Below are 15,955 nucleotides of genomic sequence, written 5' to 3' on the forward strand. Positions count from 1 at the left end.
AGATGCCGGATCGGGCAGTAATCAACAGCCGGTCATCCGGCAGGCAGGCATCGTATGGCAGTAACCGATTTCGGCTCGCGCCGTTTTGCGGAGTCCGCGCCCCGTCAGGCGCGGCAATACCCTTATCAGCATCAGGCTCAGGATGAGTATGATGATGAATATGGCTGGTATGAAGAGGACCAGCCCTACGATCAGGACTATCTGGAGCCCATTGGCGCAAGGCTGGGACGGCTGACCCATTATCTGGGCGCGGTTGTGTCGGTCATCCTGCTGATCGGGCTTGTGGTCTGGGGATATAAGCTTGTCGCGCGGGATGTCTCGGGCGTGCCGGTGATCCGTGCCGTTCAGGGCGATGCACGCACCGCGCCGGACGATCCGGGCGGTGAGATGACACGGAATGGCGGTCTTTCGGTGAATGAGATTGCGGCAGGTGTCGAGATGCCGCCCAATGCCGAAATAGCCATCGCCCCTGCGCCGACCGGCCTGCTGGAAGAAGATGTCGCGATGGGCGAGCTTGCCGAAACCGCGGCGCTGGAAGCCGTTCCCGCTGAGGTCGCGCCAAGCGTCCCGCAAGAACCGGTCGTGGCGGTTACCGATGCCGAGGCCGCCTCGGGTCTGGCAGCCGATCTGATCGCGGATGGTCAGACCGATCTTGCCTCGCTTGGGATTGTTGGCATGGGCGAGGAAGCTGCTTCGATGACCGCCGAAATTCAGGCGGACCCGCTTCCCGAGGCCGCACCGGCGATCAGCGCACCGCGCCCCGCTCCGCGTCCGGCCAGCATCGCTGCCCGCGCCCGGACCGCGCCCGCTGCCGCGCCGCAGGACACGGAGACCGCCGAGGCCGCCCCGGCCTCGCGCCCCGCGATTGAAGAAGCCGTTGCCGAGGCCGTCGCTGAAGCACCTCAGGTTCAGGTCAGCTCGGGTGCGCCTCTGGTGCAGATCGGTGCCTTCGATTCGAACGGTATCGCGGATAGCGAGTGGAACCGGATCTCGGGCCGCTTCTCGTCGCTTTTCTCGGGCAAGGCGCCGGTGGTCCAGACGACCGAGCGGAATGGCCGCACCTTCTATCGCCTGCGTGTCGCCGGGTTCGACTCGCGTGACGATGCGCGTCGCTTCTGCGCGGCGCTGATCGCGGAAGGGACCGACTGCTACCCCGCCACGGCGCAATGACCACTGCGGCGATATTCGGGCTTCTCGGCACCGAACTGACACCGGCCGAGCGGGATTTCTTCCGCTCGGCCGATCCTTGGGGATTTATCCTGTTCGCCCGCAATGTCGCGGATCCTGACCAACTTCGCCGCCTGACCGGAGATCTGCGCGATGCGGTGGGCCGAGATGCGCTCATAACTGTCGATCAGGAAGGGGGCAGGGTGCAGCGTTTGCGTGCGCCCCATTGGGCCGAATGGTCGCCGCCGCTGGAAGATGCCGAGCGCGGGGCGCAGGCCATGCGGCTTCGCTATCGCCTGATCGGGAAGGAATTGCGGGCGGTCGGGATCGACAGCAATTGTGCGCCGACGCTCGATATCGCCTCGGACAGCACCCATCCTTTCCTGCAAAATCGCTGCCTTGGCCGCAATGTCGATGACATCGTGCCCCGTGGCCGTGCCGCCGCTGAGGGCATGCTGGAGGCGGGCGTCCTGCCGATCATGAAACATATGCCCGGACATGGCCGCGCCGTGGCGGACAGTCACAAGGAAACCCCTGTGGTCAGCGCCACGCATGAGGAATTATCCGGGACCGATTTCGCGACGTTCCGCGCCCTGAATGATCTGCCGTTGGGAATGACCGCGCATATCCGCTTTACCGATCTGGACGATGCGCCCGCGACCGCATCAGGCCGGATGATCCGGGTGATCCGTGAAGAAATCGGCTTTGACGGCCTGCTGATGACGGACGATATCTCGATGAACGGGCTGTCAGGCTCAATCGGAGACCGCAGCGCCGCCGCGATCCGGGCGGGGTGCGATCTGGTGCTGCATTGCCACGGCCAGATGGATGAAATGGAACAGGTCGTCGCCAATGCCGGAGAGATGACCCAGTCCGCTGCCGCTCGCGGTGACCATGCGCTGAGCTTCCGGCGTGCGCCCGATACCGCCACTGCCGAGACGCTTCTGGCCGAATATCGCGCTCTGGGCGGGCAGGTGGCGTGGGCGCAAGCTTGACAGCCGGTCCGGCGACGCCGATTCTGCGGCCTTGAATCAGGAACCGAGGTCCGCTTGGCCGATAATGTCACCCCGCTGCGCCCAAGGCGCAAGGACAGCAAGGCACCTCTGCCGCTGGAGGTAGCCGCCGCCGTCGAAGAGCGCCGCGCGGAAGAGGCGCTGATCGTCGATATTGACGGCTATGAGGGGCCGCTTGACCTGCTGCTGACACTGGCGCGGACGCAGAAAGTGGATCTGATGCAGGTCTCTATCCTGCAACTGGCCGAGCAATATCTGAACTTCGTGGAAGAGGCCCGCAAGCTGCGTATCGAGCTTGCGGCGGATTATCTGGTCATGGCGGCGTGGCTGGCCTTCCTGAAATCCCGCCTGCTTCTGCCGCCCGATCCCGAGGAGGACGGCCCGACCGCCGAGGATCTTGCCGCGCATCTGGCATTTCAGCTTGAGCGGCTGGATGCGATGCGCAAGGCGTCGGCCCGGCTGATGGGGCGCGACCGGCTGGGGCAGTCGCGTTTCGTGCGCGGCATGCCGGAACAGATCGCCCGCAGGCGCAGCGTGACCTATGAGGTCGGGCTGATCGATCTGATGCGGGCCTATGCACGACTGAAGACGCGGGACGAATTCCGCCCCTATGCCTTCGACCGCAAGGATGTGTTCACGATGGAACAGGCGCTGGAGCGTGTGCGCCATCTGATCGGCTTCGCGGGCGAATGGACCTCGCTTGCCGAATTCCTGCCCGATGGGTGGGGCGCGGGTGAGCGCGGGCGCTCGGCCACCGCTGCCACTTTCGCCGCGACGTTGGAGCTTGCGCGTGAGGGCAGGCTTGAGATCCGCCAGTCGGATACATTCGCCCCGATCACGATCCGCCGCAAGACCGGCCCGAAAGAGCATTCATGACCATGAACGACGACTCCGGCTTCCCAGCCCCTCCGCTTGACGAACAGGAACGGATGGTCGAGGCGATGCTGTTCGCTTCGGCAAAGCCTGTCAGCCTGCGCGATCTGGCCGAGCGGATGCCTCATGGCGCTGACCCTGCGGAAGCCGTGGCCCGTCTGCGTCGCCGCTATGAGGGCAGGGGCATCGAACTGGCCCGCGTCGGAGAGGCGTTTGCCTTTCGCACCGCGTCCGATCTGTCCTTCCTGATGCAAAGCGAAACCGTCGAAACCCGCCGCCTTTCCCGTGCGGCGACCGAGACGCTTGCGATCATCGCCTACCACCAGCCCGTCACCCGCGCCGAGATCGAGGAAATTCGAGGTGTCGCGACCTCACGGGGGACGCTGGATCAGCTCATCGAGCAAGGCTGGGTGCGGGTCGGACGGCGAAGGATGACTCCGGGGCGGCCGGTGACATTTGTGGTGACGGAAGACTTTCTGGACCATTTCGGGCTGGAAACCGCCCGCGATCTTCCCGGATTATCCGAGCTTCGCGCGGCAGGTCTTCTTGACAACCGCCCGCCGGGAGAATTCGCGGCCCCTCTTGTCAGGGACGATGAGGATGACGATATCGGCGATAGCGACAAACCCGGTGATTTGTTTGGCGAAGAGGAATAACCGATGAATTTCAATGGTCTTTTGAATATGGTGCTCAGGCAGGTGACGCACCGGGCGACGAATTACGGTATCGACCGTGGTGCCGAAATGCTGGCCCGGCGCGGAAAAAAGGTCGAGGATATGACCGATCAAGAGCGCGAGGAAACCGCGCGTTCGAAACGCAGCACGAAGGATATGGTGCAGCGGGCGCGGAAAATGGCGCGGATCAGTCGCCGTATGCGCTGAACTGCTTGGCCAGTTTCAACCCCTGGCCCTGATAATTCGACGCGATTTCCTGACCGTAGAGACGTTCGGGACGTTGAGCCATGCGTTCGTAAACCAGCCTGCCGACGACCTGACCATGCTCAAGCGCGAAGGGGGCCTCATGGCAGCGGACCTCCAGAACGCCGCGTGCGCCTGCACCGGTCGCACCGATGCCGAACCCCGGATCGAAGAACCCCGCATAATGCACCCGAAATTCGCCGACCATCGCCAGATACGGGGCCATCTCGGCGGCATAATCGGCAGGAATCGCCACCGATTCACGGCTGACAAGAATATAGAACGCGCCGGGATCGAGGATCAGCCGTCCATCGCTGCTGTGCAACGCATCCCAGAAATCGCGCGGATCATAGGCCCCGATCCGGTCCAGATCGACCACACCGCTATGCGGCTTGGCGCGATAGCCGACCAGCTCGCCTTGCTCGGGGCGCAGATCCACGGAAAAACCAAGCCCCTGATCGATCAGAGCGTGACCCTCAACCAGCGGTGAGGCCGCGTGCAGGTGGCGCAATTCATCATCGTCAAGAACCGCATGCCCCGAACGCAGCCGAAGCTGGTTCAGCCGCATGCCCGGACGCACCAGAACGGAAAAGCTGCGCGGGCAGATCTCGGCATAAAGCGGGCCGTCATACCCATCGGGCAGGCGGTCGAACTCGGTCCCGTTATCGGTGATCAGCCGCGTCAGAAGATCCAGACGCCCGGTCGAGGATTTCGCATTGGCCACCGCCGAAAGCCCCTTCGGCAGGCTGAGACGTTCCGCCAGCGGGACCAGATAGACGCAGCCTTTCTCCAGAACGGCCCCGTTCGACAGGTCCATCTGGTGCATTTCGAAATCGGACAGGCGGTCCTGAACCCGGTTGTCGCTGCCGGGCAGGAATGACGCCCGCAGCCGCCAGGCCCGGTTGCCCAGACGCAGATCGAGGCTTGCGGGCTGGATCTGTGCGTCGGTAATCGGCGGTTGCGCGGAAATGGCACCATTCGCGATGAGGCTGCGGATTTCGCTGTCAGGTAAAACGCCGTTCATTCCGATCTCCCGATACACGAAAGCCCATCCCGCCGGGATGGGCTTTCGAAAATGGTCGGGCTGGCGAGATTCGAACTCACGGCCTTCCGTCCCCCAGACGGACGCGCTAACCAGGCTGCGCCACAGCCCGACGTCGGCCATATAGTGCGAAGCGGACCCGGGACACAAGAGGCCGCGACAGAAAAATCCGTCACCGGATACGCTTAAGAATGATGCGCAGATCGCGCCTTCAAAATCCGCTCAAGAAGCACCGCGCTGTCCCGAGGCGGCATCGCCGCCACGCCGCGCAAATCGGTGCAGATCGAGGTCAGACGGGCAAGCCACAGGCTGCTCGGCGCGGGTTTGGGCCGTGCCGCGACACGGGAAACAGGCCGGTTCGGCGCTGCCCGCGCGGCATCGGGTTGAATGGTGTCAGATGGTTTCAGATCGGGAAATAAAGGAAGCGATTCGGAATCTGGCATCGGCTGATTTTTGCTTTTTCTTGTTGTCGCGGGCGTTTTTGGACCGGAGGAACTTCCCGCAATATCCTGTCTGGCGGATTTGGCCTTGGCTGGACGCGCAGTCGCCATGTCAGGCGCCTCAGCCGATCCGGCATCGCCGGTTGCGCCCTCAAGCCGAGCCGCACCGCGCGTCTTCAGTGCGGCCCCGCGATCCGATGCCATCTGTTTCTTGGCATCGCGGATGGATACGCCTTCTTCGCGCAGCACCTCGCATAAGCCAGCAGCCATCCAGATATCTTCCGGCCGGTAATAGCGCCGCCCGTCGCGGCGCTTGACCGGAGAAAAAAGCGGAAACTGGGTTTCCCAATAGCGCAGAACATGCGGCGCGACTCCGACCAGTTGCGAAACCTCGCCAATGGATCGGAATGCCTCGGCCGCTTTGCGCATGTCAGCCCTTATTGCCCGAAGCGACCCGGTCCTTCATCAGATGAGAAGGGCGGAAGCTGAGCACCCGGCGCGGGGTGATCGGAACTTCCTCACCGGTCTTGGGATTGCGGCCGATACGTTCATTCTTGTCGCGTACCGAAAATGTACCGAAGGATGAGATCTTGACCTGCTCGCCGCGAACAAGCGCGTCGGAAATATGGGTCAGCACGCTTTCTACCAACTGGCCCGATTCATGACGGGACAATCCAACCTCCCGGAAAACGGCTTCTGCCAGATCCATCCGGGTCAGGGTGCTATCGCTCATAATTTACCTCGTTCGGCTGCGCATCAGGATGCGGATTCGATAATCTGGAGTCAACAAGCGAGCCTCGGTTCCGTTCCCGAAATTTGACAAATAAGCAGCGTTTTTCGCGCCTTGACCAGCGTATCCCGGGCAGAAAGCGACAAACTGCGACGATTTCTCTCAGCAGGGAAACCTTATGGCTGCGATGTCGTTGAACGCATGGAAATGCTGCATATCTTCATTCGCAACAAGAATTGTTAACAAGGAGATCGGAATGTCTGTTGATCTGAAAAGCCTGACGGATAACGCACGGAAAACCTCGATTGAGGTGCTGAACGGTCTTGTCGCTGACGGGATTGCGGTCAGCCGTGCGCTGAAACAGGCCCATTGGAACGTGAAAGGCCCCGGCTTTATCGGCTTCCATGAGCTGCTGGACAGCGTAAAGGATCATGTCGATGCCGGTGTGGACGAACTGGCCGAACGGGTTCAGCAACTGGACGGCACCGCGATCGGCACGATCGAGGAAGTCGCGAAGAACAGCTCGCTGAAGGCCTATCCCACGGATTTGGTCGCGCTTGAGGACCACGCCAAGGCAGTGGCCGAAATCCTGCGCGATTATGGCGGCAAGCTGCGTCAGGGAATTGAAACCACGGATGATGCCGGCGATCCCAATACCGCCGATATCCTGACAAGCGCCTCGAACGATGTCGACAAGGATACGTGGTTCGTTTCGTCCTATCTCGGCTGATCCTGCCGACAGAAATAAGGCAAAGGGCGCTGTATGCGCCCTTTTCTCGTTTGCGGGCGCTTGCCGGTCGCGGTAGATGGCGCGTTCAGGAAAGGACTTCGCCATGACCACCAACCGCCCGGAACTGCCGCCTGAGATCGCCCGCCGCCGTACCTTCGCGATCATCAGCCACCCCGATGCCGGCAAAACCACGCTGACAGAGAAATTCCTGCTGTTTGGCGGTGCGATTCAGATGGCCGGACAGGTCCGCGCCAAGGGCGAGGCGCGGCGGACGCGATCCGACTTCATGAAGATGGAGCAGGATCGCGGGATATCGGTCAGCGCGTCGGCCATGTCCTTCGAATATCGTGATTTCCGCTATAATCTGGTGGACACGCCCGGCCACTCGGATTTCTCCGAGGATACCTATCGTACGCTGACGGCCGTGGATGCGGCGATCATGGTGATCGACGGGGCGAAAGGTGTCGAAAGCCAGACAAGGAAACTGTTCGAGGTCTGCCGCCTGCGTGACCTGCCGATCCTGACCTTCTGCAACAAGATGGACCGCGAAAGCCGCGATACATTCGAGATCATCGACGAAATCCAGGAAAACCTGGCCATCGACGTGGCCCCGGCAAGCTGGCCCATCGGCATGGGGCGCGATTTCATCGGTGCCTATGATCTGCTGCGCGACAGGCTGGAGATCATGGACCGCGCCGACCGCAACAAGGTCGCCGAAACGGTGAAGATCTCGGGCATCGACGATCCCAAACTGGCCGATCATATCCCCGAGGCGCAACTGGCCAGGCTGCGCGAGGAAATCGAGATGGCGCGGGAATTGCTGCCCGCCTTTGATCGCAAATCCTTCCTTGAGGGGCATCTGACCCCGATCTGGTTCGGCTCTGCGATCAACAGTTTCGGCGTGCGTGAGCTGATGGACGGTATCGGCGATTACGGCCCCGAACCGCAGCCGCAGAACACCGCCGGACGCCAGATCGAGCCCGAGGAAAAGAATGTCAGCGGTTTCGTGTTCAAGGTTCAGGCGAATATGGACCCGAAACATCGCGACCGGGTGGCCTTTGTGCGGCTTGCCTCGGGGCATTTCGAACGCGGGATGAAGCTGCTGCATGTGCGGTCCAAGAAGCCGATGGCGGTGTCGAACCCGGTCCTGTTCCTTGCCGCCGACCGCGAGCTGGCGGAAGAGGCATGGGCGGGGGACATTATCGGCATCCCGAACCACGGCCAGTTGCGCATCGGCGATGCGCTGACCGAGGGCGAGGCGCTGAAATTCACTGGCATCCCCTCATTCGCGCCGGAATTGCTGCAATCCGTCCGGGCGACCGATCCGATGAAGGCCAAGCATCTGGAAAAGGCCCTGATGCAGTTCGCCGAGGAGGGCGCGGCCAAGGTGTTCAAGCCTCAGATCGGATCGGGTTTTATCGTCGGCGTCGTGGGAGCACTACAATTCGAGGTGCTCGCCAGCCGGATCGAACTGGAATACGGCATCCCGGTGCGGTTCGAGGCGTCGCAATTCACCTCGGCCCGCTGGCTTGCAGGACCTCAGGACAAGGTTGATGCCTTCGCGAATACTAACAAGCAGCATATGGCGACGGATCATGACGGCGATCTGGTTTATCTGACGCGGCTGCAATGGGATATCGACCGGGTCGAGCGGGATCACCCCGATCTGAAGCTGACCGCGACGAAAGAGATGATGATCTGACGCTGACCGGGGCGCTGCCCCGGACCCCGGGATATTTGGGCCAGTGTGAAAGATGGCAATAAAAAAGGGGCCGCACTGGCCCCTTTTCATTTATGTGAGCTGTCTCAGGCCAGCATTCCCATCGGGTTTTCCAGATGGCGGACGATGGCTTCCAGAAGCTGCGCTCCGAGTGCGCCGTCAATGACCCGGTGATCGACCGAGAGGGTCATGGACATGACGTTGCGGATCACGACCTCGTCGCCTTCGACGACCGGGGTCTTGATTCCTGCGCCGACAGCCAGGATTGCACCGTGAGGCGGGTTGATCACCGCGTCGAAATTCTCGATCCCGAACATGCCGAGATTCGAGATCGCGAAGCTGCCGCCCTGATATTCATGCGGGGCGAGCTTCTTGTTTTTCGCGCGGTTAGCGAGGTCCTTCATCTCGGCTGACAGGGCCGACAGCGTTTTCTGCTGTGCGTCTTTCAGAACCGGGGTGAACAGCCCGCCCTCGACGGCGACGGCAACGGCCACATCCGAGGGTTTCAGCTTCAGGATGCGGTCGCTGGCCCAGACGGCATTGGCGTCCGGCACTTCCTGCAGCGCAAGAGCGCAGGCCTTGATGATGAAGTCGTTAACCGACAGTTTCACGCCGCGCTCTTCAAGCTGCTTGTTCAACTGGGCGCGGAACTTCATCAGTTCATCCAGCTTGGCCGAGCGGCGCAGATAGAAATGCGGGATGGTCTGCTTTGCCTCGCCGAGACGGGCGGCGATGGTTTTGCGCATCCCGTCCAGCTTCATCTCTTCGGTCTCGCGATCCGCATACATCTTGAGGATGGTTTCCGCCGAGGGACCTGCCGGGGCGGCTGCGGCTGCCGCGGGTGCAGCAGCTTTCGGCCCATCTGCCTTGGCCGGAGCCGCGCCGGGTTTGGCGCTTTCGACATCGGCCTTGACGATACGGCCATTCGGGCCGGAGCCCTTGATCTGGCTGAGGTCCAGACCCTTATCCGCAGCGATCCGCCGGGCCAGAGGCGAGGCGAATACGCGGTTGCCATCGCCGGATTTCGGCGCGGGCGGAGCCTTGCCAGTTTCGGCTTTGGGCGCCTCTGCCGGTTTGGCGTCGGCTTTTGGGTCATCCTTCGGCGCATCCGCCTTGGCCGCACCGCCGCCCGAGGATACTTCGCCGATATCGTCGGCGCTTTCGCCTTCCTCAAGCAGAACGGCAATGGGGGTGTTGACCTTCACCCCTTCGCTGCCTTCGTCGATCAGGATCTTGCCGATCGTGCCTTCATCGACCGCCTCGAATTCCATCGTGGCCTTGTCGGTCTCGATCTCGGCGATGATATCGCCGGAATTGACGGTGTCGCCTTCCTTCACCAGCCATTTGGCCAGCGTGCCTTCCTCCATCGTCGGAGAAAGCGCGGGCATCAGGATTTCTGTGGGCATCTCGCTTGCTCCTTACTTGTAGGTGACTTTCTTCACCGCCTCGACCACCTCATCGGGGGTGATCAGCGCGTGTTTTTCAAGATTGGCGGCATAGGGCATCGGCACATCCTTGCCGGTGCAGTTGATGACCGGCGCATCGAGATAGTCGAAGGCGTTTTCCATCACATAGGCCGAGAGATGGTTGCCGATCGAGCCGACGGGGAAGCCTTCCTCGACCGTCACCATGCGGTTGGTCTTTTTCACCGACTCGATGACCGTGCCGTAATCCAGCGGGCGCAGCGTGCGCAGGTCGATGACCTCGGCTTCGATCCCGTCCTGTGCCAACTTCTCGGCGGCTTCCAGCGAATGAGCCATGCCGATGCCGAAGCTGACAATGGTCACATCCTTGCCCTCGCGGGCCACGCGGGCCTTGCCGAAGGGAATGGTGAAATCTTCCAGATCCGGGACATCGAAGGTCCGGCCATAGAGGATCTCGTTTTCAAGGAAGATCACCGGGTTCGGGTCGCGGATCGCGGTTTTCAGCAGCCCCTTCGCATCGGCGGCGGTATAGGGCATCACCACTTTCAGACCCGGAATAGCCGAATACCATGCCGCGTAATCCTGACTGTGCTGAGCCGCAACGCGGGCCGCCGCGCCGTTCGGGCCGCGGAACACCATCGGTGCACCCATCTGACCGCCGGACATATACAGTGTCTTGGCCGCCGAGTTGATGATGTGGTCAATCGCCTGCATGGCGAAGTTGAAGGTCATGAACTCGACAATCGGACGCAGCCCGCCAAAGGCCGCGCCGACAGCGATGCCGGTGAAACCATGTTCGGAAATCGGCGTGTCCACGATGCGTTTCGCGCCGAATTCATCCAGCAGGCCCTGCGAAATCTTGTAGGCCCCCTGATATTCGCCGACTTCTTCGCCCATCAGATAGACGGTTTCGTCGCGGCGCATTTCCTCGGCCATTGCTTCGCGCAGCGCCTCGCGGACGGTTTGCTGCTTCATGCTGGTGCCTTCCGGCCAGTCAGGAGAGCGATCCGGGGCAGGGGTCTTGACCTCGGCCACCGCCGACGGGGTCTCGCCGGTTTCGTCCTTTGAGTTCTCGCCTTCGCCCTTCTGTGCGGGCGGTTCGGCATCGCCTCCGCCGGATGAGGCGGCCTGAATATCGTCGGCGCTTTCGCCTTCCTCGATCATCACGGCGATAGGGGTGTTGACCTTGACCCCTTCCGAGCCTTCCTGAACCAGAATCTTGCCGAGAATGCCTTCATCGACAGCTTCGAATTCCATCGTGGCCTTGTCGGTTTCGATTTCGGCGATGATGTCACCCGCCGAAACGGTATCGCCTTCTTTCTTGACCCATTTTGCCAGCGTCCCTTCTTCCATTGTCGGGGACAGGGCGGGCATGAGGATTTCAGTAGCCATTCTTATTCCCTCCCTTACGCGTCTTCATCCTGGGGTGCCACATTGGCATAAATATCGGTCCACAGCTCATCCAGAGCCGGTTCCGGGCTTTCCTTGGCGAATTCAGCGGACTTGTTCACGATGTCCTTGATTTCCTTGTCTATGGCCTTGAGATCCTCTTCCGAAGCGTGTTTGCCCTGAAGCAGCATCGCGCGGACACCCTCGATGGCGTCGCGTTCCTCACGCATCTTCTGGACCTCTTCGCGAGACCTGTATTTCGCCGGGTCGGACATCGAGTGGCCGCGATAGCGATAGGTCATGATTTCAAGGATATACGGCCCCTTGCCCGCGCGGCAATGCGCGACGGCTTTTTCGCCGGCTTCCTTGACCGCCAGAACATCCATGCCGTCCACCTGCTCGCCGGGGATGCCGAACGCCTCGCCGCGACCGAACAGCGTGGTCGATTTCGTCGAGCGCTTGACCGAGGTGCCCATCGCATACTGGTTGTTCTCGATGACGAAAACGACCGGCAGGTCCCACAGTTCGGCCATGTTATAGGTTTCGTAAACCTGGCCCTGATTGGCCGCACCGTCGCCGAAATAGGCGAAGGTCACCCGGCCGTTTTCCAGATATTTATCCGCGAAGGCCAGCCCCGCGCCGATCGGCACCTGAGCCGCAACGATCCCGTGACCGCCATAGAAATGCTTCTCTTTCGAGAACATATGCATCGAGCCGCCCTTGCCCTTGGAATAGCCGCCCTCGCGACCGGTCAGCTCGGCCATGACGCCGTCGGGGTCCATGCCGCAGGCAAGCATATGGCCATGATCGCGATAGGAAGTGATCCGCTTGTCGCCTTCCTCGGCGGCGGCTTCCAGCCCCACCACCACGGCTTCCTGCCCGATATACAGGTGGCAGAAACCACCGATCAGGCCCATGCCGTAAAGCTGGCCGGCCTTTTCCTCGAATCGGCGGATCAGAAGCATGTCGCGATAATATTTAAGCAGCTCTTCCTTCGAGACATTCGGCTTCGCGCTTTTCGACGTGCCTGAGTCTGCGCTGCCTGAGCTTTCGCTCTTGTCGGCAGTGGCCTTATTGGCTGCGGGTTTCCTGACCATGCGGGTTCCTCCTGCAAGCTGGCGGGATAGTTCAGCGTTAAACTATCCGTAACCCATCGCTGCGGGGGCTGCAATCCGTGAGTTTTGTAATGACCGCTTAACGGATGATAACCTCATCCGGGCGCATAAGCCCAAGCACCTCACGCGCCCGTTCATCCAGCAGATCGAGATCGAGATAATCGTCCGAAAGCCGCCGCGTCAGGTTTTCCATTTCGTTAACTTGTAACTGCAACTGGTCGCGTTCTTCGCGCAGCGTCTCGGTTTCGGCTTCAAGCTGGATGCGGCGCATCAGCCCGGACGGACCCTGTACGGCGGCAAAGGCGAAATACAGGCTGGCGAGAACCGCCAGCAAAACGATGATGATCGCCGGAAGCGACAGGCGCTGTGACATTTTCTGCCCCGAATTGCGGTCTTCTCTGGACCCTCTGGACATATTTGCATGAATGGCGGCGCTGTGGAAGCGCGGCGATAGGCGATTTCACCGGCGGATTTCTGCCGATCCGTCCTGACGAGGCGAAGATGCAGGGCAGGTCATTGCCGGAGACCGGGCAGACTGGTGAATACATGGCAGGGGACTTGCGACAGGGATTCATCCAGCCGCCGCTCTGCCCTGTTGGCTGCGAGCTGGGGCGCTTAGCGCCCGCCCAACAGATCCGCCAGCACCAGCCCCATCACCCGCGCTGAATCCAGCATGTCGCGAACGCCGATCCATTCATCGGGCTGATGGGCCATTTCCAGCACGCCGGGACCATAGGCGATGCAGTTTTTTAGCTTGCCGATACGGTCGATATGTTTCTGATCGTAAGTGCCGGGGCTGACGACGTAACCTGCCTCAACCCCCAATACGCGTTCGATGGCGGCGGCGGTCGTGCGCACCACCGGTGCGTCGCGTTCGGTCATTGACGGGATGACCTCGAACAGGTCGCGGATTTCATAGCGGAAATTCGGACGCCGGGCGCGGACGCGCTCCATCAGCGCGGTGATTTCGCGTTTCACCTCGGCCAGATCCTCTTCGATCAGAAAGCGGCGGTCGATGGTGATGCGGCAGCGGTCGGGGACGCAGGGCGCGGGCAGGCCGGTATAGTCTGGCCCCTGATCCGGTTCGCCGCCGTGGATCGAATTGATATTCAGGGTCGAGGATCGCGCACCTTCGGGGATCACCGGCATCTCGGTGCGCTTTCCGGCCAGAAGCGGCCAGAGCGTCGCCTCCATTTCCTCCAGCACCGCGCCCATATGGCGGATGGCGCTGTCGCCGAGGAAGGGCATCGAGCCATGCGCGATGCGGCCGTGGGTTTCGATTTCCGCCCACCAGACACCGCGATGACCGAGGCAGATACGGTCCTTGTGCAGCGGCTCGGGGATGATGACGTGATCGACCTGCGCAAAGCGGCCCTGCTCGGCCAGGAAGGCGACGCCGCCATAGCCGCCGGTTTCCTCATCCGCCGTGGCCGAGATTTCGACATGGCCGGCATGGTCGGGATATGTGGCGACGAATGCTTCGGCGGCGATGATGGATGCGGCCAGCCCGCCTTTCATGTCGCAGGCGCCACGGCCATAGATGCGGTCCTCGGCTGCATCGTATTCGGCGCCGAAAGGATCTCGGGACCAGCCCTGACCGACCTCGACCACATCGTGATGAGAGTTGAAATGCACGGTTTCGCCGGGTGCCGCGCCCTTGTGGCGGGCGATCAGGTTCCAGCGGGGATATGTCGTGCTGTCGCCGGGCGTGCCGGTGGCGCGGACCAACTCGCATTCGAAACCCTTCGCGGACAGGCGGGAATCGAGATATTCGCAGATGTCCCGGTAATTCGTTCCCGGCGGGTTCAGTGTCGGAATGCGGATCAGATCCTGTGTCAGGCGGATCAGATCGTCGCGTCGGGACAGAATGGCGTCGGTCAGGGTCTCCATGAGCGGCAGATTGACGCGGCGGGGCGGCGCTGTCCAGATGGGAGAATGGCAGAGCAACAGAGGGCAGGCGTCCGACCGCGGGTGGACGCAGCTACATCTGCTGCGACGCGATTTATCGTGCAGCCACATGGAAGGGTGGTCCCGCGCGGACCGGCAAAGAAGCGTCCGCCCGTGCGGGCGGTCGGACGCTTGCCCGGCGGGCCTGCGGCCCTTGATTCCGGGCCGGGTCATTGACGGCCAGGTCGAATGATCCGGCTTAACCACCCCCTCCGATCATCGCGCTGGAACCACCGATTTCCCGGAACAGGACTTGTATGCCCCGCGTTTCACCCTAAAGTTTTGTTAACTGACGTTTTCAGGGGATATCCGGATGGCATCGCTCGATCAGAAAATGACCGAAACCCAGCAGCAGATCGCTGCGACGCAGGAAAAGATGGCGAAAGTGACCAGCCAGCTTGACCGCGCTTCTGCGCAAAGCGGGGTCGAGGACCCCTCGATCGACATCGCCAATGCCACGCTGGCCGATGTGAACGCCCATACCGAGACCATGAACGCGAATATCGCCGAACTCATTATGGGTCTGGACGATGTGACGGCAGGCTTCTCGAAGGATTTCGAGGAAATGCGCTCGAAAACCGGCTGGGAAAGCTTCGTCGGGATTTTCGCACGCGGCAAATCCGAGGCGATGCGGCAGGAACGTCTGCGCACGGCCTCGATTGACGACAAGCTTCAGGACCTGATCTCGAAATCCGATGTGATCACACGTCTGTTGCAGGACCAGCTTGCGCAGCTCAACGATCAGAAGGCGAAGGTCGAGACCAACCTGTCCGGTACGCTGGAAGAGCGCGAGGCGACGGTCGCGCAGCTTGAATCGCTGCGGGACCGGATCAAGGCGATGGACCCGAAGCTGATCGAACTGGAAAACAAGGTTGCCAGCACCACCGATCCTTCCGACCGTACAAGGCTGGAAACCGAACTGGCCAATGCCAATAAGGAACATAACGCGCTTGTGCAGGACGAACAGGTCGCGCTTGCCAAGTCGCAGACGCTGGAACGCTATATCGAGGCGGGCAAGACCTGGGTGGACAGCCTGCAAAATCAGGCCGCAACGCAGATGGTGCTGATCAACAAACTGCAGACGGACACCAAGCAGCGCGTGGTTCTGTATGACGCGCTGACCAAATCGCTGAAAACCGCGCAGCAGCAGGATGTCGCCCACCGCATCAACGAAATCGGCGTGAAAACCGATCAGGAGGCGCAGGCCCAGATGGCGGCGATCGGTACGGCCACGAATGACCGGATGGCCGATATGCTGGAAGCGCATGGCGATCACATGGTTTTCGCCCGCAAGGTGCTTGAAGAAAAAGCCAAGGCGGATGAACGCTTTGCGCGACGTTTTTCGGAAATTGTCGAGAAACATGACAGCAATCTCTATGGCGGCTGATGGCATTTCCGGGGCTGCCCTGCGGCGGCCTCGAAAATGACACTGACCCGGATGCAGGGAC

The 15,955-nt window shown here is 61.4% G+C and carries 16 protein-coding genes and 1 tRNA gene; 8 read left to right on the forward strand and 9 right to left on the reverse strand.

Features of this window, described 5'->3' with window-relative positions; all coding sequences use genetic code 11:
* The first annotated feature begins 54 nt into the window (after positions 1-54).
* From PAE61_RS07490 to PAE61_RS07510, 5 genes are all read left to right on the forward strand, one after another.
* Positions 55-1,170 (forward strand): SPOR domain-containing protein, encoded by a 1,116-nt coding sequence (locus PAE61_RS07490; RefSeq protein WP_271114690.1) that lies wholly within the window; start codon positions 55-57, stop codon positions 1,168-1,170.
* Positions 1,167-2,162 carry a beta-N-acetylhexosaminidase gene (nagZ, locus tag PAE61_RS07495; protein WP_271114691.1) on the forward strand — a complete coding sequence of 332 codons (996 nt, stop codon included), beginning with the start codon at positions 1,167-1,169 and terminating at the stop codon, positions 2,160-2,162. The genes PAE61_RS07490 and nagZ overlap by 4 nt, the downstream gene beginning before the upstream one ends.
* Before the next feature lie 75 nt (positions 2,163-2,237).
* The gene (locus PAE61_RS07500) at positions 2,238-3,056 is read left to right on the forward strand and encodes a segregation and condensation protein A (protein ID WP_434803129.1); all 819 of its coding nucleotides are present in this window, start codon (positions 2,238-2,240) and stop codon (positions 3,054-3,056) included.
* Positions 3,053-3,709 (forward strand): SMC-Scp complex subunit ScpB, encoded by a 657-nt coding sequence (scpB, locus tag PAE61_RS07505; protein WP_434803112.1) that lies wholly within the window; start codon positions 3,053-3,055, stop codon positions 3,707-3,709. Before PAE61_RS07500 ends, scpB begins: the two co-directional genes overlap by 4 nt.
* A 3-nt stretch (positions 3,710-3,712) precedes the next feature.
* Positions 3,713-3,934: a hypothetical protein gene (locus PAE61_RS07510; protein WP_271114692.1), complete on the forward strand. Its 222-nt coding sequence runs from the start codon at positions 3,713-3,715 to the stop codon at positions 3,932-3,934.
* Here the strand turns inward: PAE61_RS07510 and PAE61_RS07515 are convergent.
* From PAE61_RS07515 to ihfA, 4 genes are all read right to left on the reverse strand, one after another.
* The gene (locus PAE61_RS07515) at positions 3,915-4,994 is read right to left on the reverse strand and encodes a 2'-deoxycytidine 5'-triphosphate deaminase (protein WP_271114693.1); all 1,080 of its coding nucleotides are present in this window, start codon (positions 4,992-4,994) and stop codon (positions 3,915-3,917) included. The two genes, PAE61_RS07510 and PAE61_RS07515, sit on opposite strands and share 20 nt — an antisense overlap.
* Before the next feature lie 52 nt (positions 4,995-5,046).
* Positions 5,047-5,124, reverse strand: a tRNA-Pro gene (locus PAE61_RS07520).
* A 73-nt stretch (positions 5,125-5,197) separates the two neighbouring features.
* Positions 5,198-5,881 carry a MerR family transcriptional regulator gene (locus tag PAE61_RS07525; RefSeq protein ID WP_271114694.1) on the reverse strand — a complete coding sequence of 228 codons (684 nt, stop codon included), beginning with the start codon at positions 5,879-5,881 and terminating at the stop codon, positions 5,198-5,200.
* 1 nt (position 5,882) lies between these two features.
* A complete protein-coding gene (gene ihfA / locus PAE61_RS07530) occupies positions 5,883-6,185 on the reverse strand; it encodes an integration host factor subunit alpha (RefSeq protein WP_271114695.1) in 303 nt (100 codons plus the stop codon).
* A 253-nt stretch (positions 6,186-6,438) separates the two neighbouring features.
* On the opposite strand from ihfA, the gene dps reads away from it, so the two are divergent.
* Positions 6,439-6,912, forward strand: coding sequence for a DNA starvation/stationary phase protection protein Dps (gene dps / locus PAE61_RS07535; protein ID WP_271114696.1), 474 nt, complete (start codon positions 6,439-6,441; stop codon positions 6,910-6,912).
* A gap of 103 nt (positions 6,913-7,015) precedes the next feature.
* The gene (locus tag PAE61_RS07540) at positions 7,016-8,614 is read left to right on the forward strand and encodes a peptide chain release factor 3 (protein ID WP_271114697.1); all 1,599 of its coding nucleotides are present in this window, start codon (positions 7,016-7,018) and stop codon (positions 8,612-8,614) included.
* Between the two features lie 104 nt (positions 8,615-8,718).
* On the opposite strand, the gene PAE61_RS07545 is transcribed toward PAE61_RS07540, so the two are convergent.
* From PAE61_RS07545 to PAE61_RS07565, 5 genes are all read right to left on the reverse strand, one after another.
* Complete coding sequence (locus PAE61_RS07545) at positions 8,719-10,038, reverse strand: pyruvate dehydrogenase complex dihydrolipoamide acetyltransferase (protein ID WP_271114698.1); 1,320 nt, start codon at positions 10,036-10,038, stop codon at positions 8,719-8,721.
* Between the two features lie 12 nt (positions 10,039-10,050).
* Positions 10,051-11,448, reverse strand: a complete 1,398-nt coding sequence (locus tag PAE61_RS07550; protein WP_271114699.1) for a pyruvate dehydrogenase complex E1 component subunit beta — start codon at positions 11,446-11,448, stop codon at positions 10,051-10,053.
* A gap of 14 nt (positions 11,449-11,462) precedes the next feature.
* Positions 11,463-12,542 (reverse strand): pyruvate dehydrogenase (acetyl-transferring) E1 component subunit alpha, encoded by a 1,080-nt coding sequence (pdhA, locus tag PAE61_RS07555; RefSeq protein ID WP_271114700.1) that lies wholly within the window; start codon positions 12,540-12,542, stop codon positions 11,463-11,465.
* 97 nt (positions 12,543-12,639) lie between these two features.
* The gene (locus PAE61_RS07560; RefSeq protein WP_271114701.1) at positions 12,640-12,933 is read right to left on the reverse strand and encodes an FtsB family cell division protein; all 294 of its coding nucleotides are present in this window, start codon (positions 12,931-12,933) and stop codon (positions 12,640-12,642) included.
* Positions 12,934-13,175: 242 nt separating this feature from the next.
* The gene (locus PAE61_RS07565) at positions 13,176-14,450 is read right to left on the reverse strand and encodes an acetylornithine deacetylase/succinyl-diaminopimelate desuccinylase family protein (protein WP_271114702.1); all 1,275 of its coding nucleotides are present in this window, start codon (positions 14,448-14,450) and stop codon (positions 13,176-13,178) included.
* Positions 14,451-14,820: 370 nt separating this feature from the next.
* Here PAE61_RS07565 and PAE61_RS07570 point away from each other — a divergent pair, with 370 nt between their 5' ends.
* Positions 14,821-15,894 (forward strand): hypothetical protein, encoded by a 1,074-nt coding sequence (locus tag PAE61_RS07570; protein ID WP_271114703.1) that lies wholly within the window; start codon positions 14,821-14,823, stop codon positions 15,892-15,894.
* Positions 15,895-15,955: the final 61 nt, after the last annotated feature.

The organism is Paracoccus aerodenitrificans (assembly GCF_027913215.1).
GTDB lineage: Bacteria > Pseudomonadota > Alphaproteobacteria > Rhodobacterales > Rhodobacteraceae > Paracoccus > Paracoccus aerodenitrificans.

Coding starts and splice junctions, on each gene's coding strand:
- ihfA (WP_271114695.1), bottom strand. CDS start 6,185: ATGAGCGATAGCACCCTGACCCGGATGGATCTGGCAGAAGCCGTTTTC.
- PAE61_RS07560 (WP_271114701.1), bottom strand. CDS start 12,933: ATGTCACAGCGCCTGTCGCTTCCGGCGATCATCATCGTTTTGCTGGCG.
- PAE61_RS07510 (WP_271114692.1), top strand. CDS start 3,713: ATGAATTTCAATGGTCTTTTGAATATGGTGCTCAGGCAGGTGACGCAC.
- PAE61_RS07540 (WP_271114697.1), top strand. CDS start 7,016: ATGACCACCAACCGCCCGGAACTGCCGCCTGAGATCGCCCGCCGCCGT.
- nagZ (WP_271114691.1), top strand. CDS start 1,167: ATGACCACTGCGGCGATATTCGGGCTTCTCGGCACCGAACTGACACCG.
- dps (WP_271114696.1), top strand. CDS start 6,439: ATGTCTGTTGATCTGAAAAGCCTGACGGATAACGCACGGAAAACCTCG.
- PAE61_RS07570 (WP_271114703.1), top strand. CDS start 14,821: ATGGCATCGCTCGATCAGAAAATGACCGAAACCCAGCAGCAGATCGCT.
- PAE61_RS07545 (WP_271114698.1), bottom strand. CDS start 10,038: ATGCCCACAGAAATCCTGATGCCCGCGCTTTCTCCGACGATGGAGGAA.
- PAE61_RS07515 (WP_271114693.1), bottom strand. CDS start 4,994: ATGAACGGCGTTTTACCTGACAGCGAAATCCGCAGCCTCATCGCGAAT.
- PAE61_RS07550 (WP_271114699.1), bottom strand. CDS start 11,448: ATGGCTACTGAAATCCTCATGCCCGCCCTGTCCCCGACAATGGAAGAA.
- pdhA (WP_271114700.1), bottom strand. CDS start 12,542: ATGGTCAGGAAACCCGCAGCCAATAAGGCCACTGCCGACAAGAGCGAA.
- PAE61_RS07525 (WP_271114694.1), bottom strand. CDS start 5,881: ATGCGCAAAGCGGCCGAGGCATTCCGATCCATTGGCGAGGTTTCGCAA.
- PAE61_RS07565 (WP_271114702.1), bottom strand. CDS start 14,450: ATGGAGACCCTGACCGACGCCATTCTGTCCCGACGCGACGATCTGATC.
- scpB (WP_434803112.1), top strand. CDS start 3,053: ATGACCATGAACGACGACTCCGGCTTCCCAGCCCCTCCGCTTGACGAA.
- PAE61_RS07490 (WP_271114690.1), top strand. CDS start 55: ATGGCAGTAACCGATTTCGGCTCGCGCCGTTTTGCGGAGTCCGCGCCC.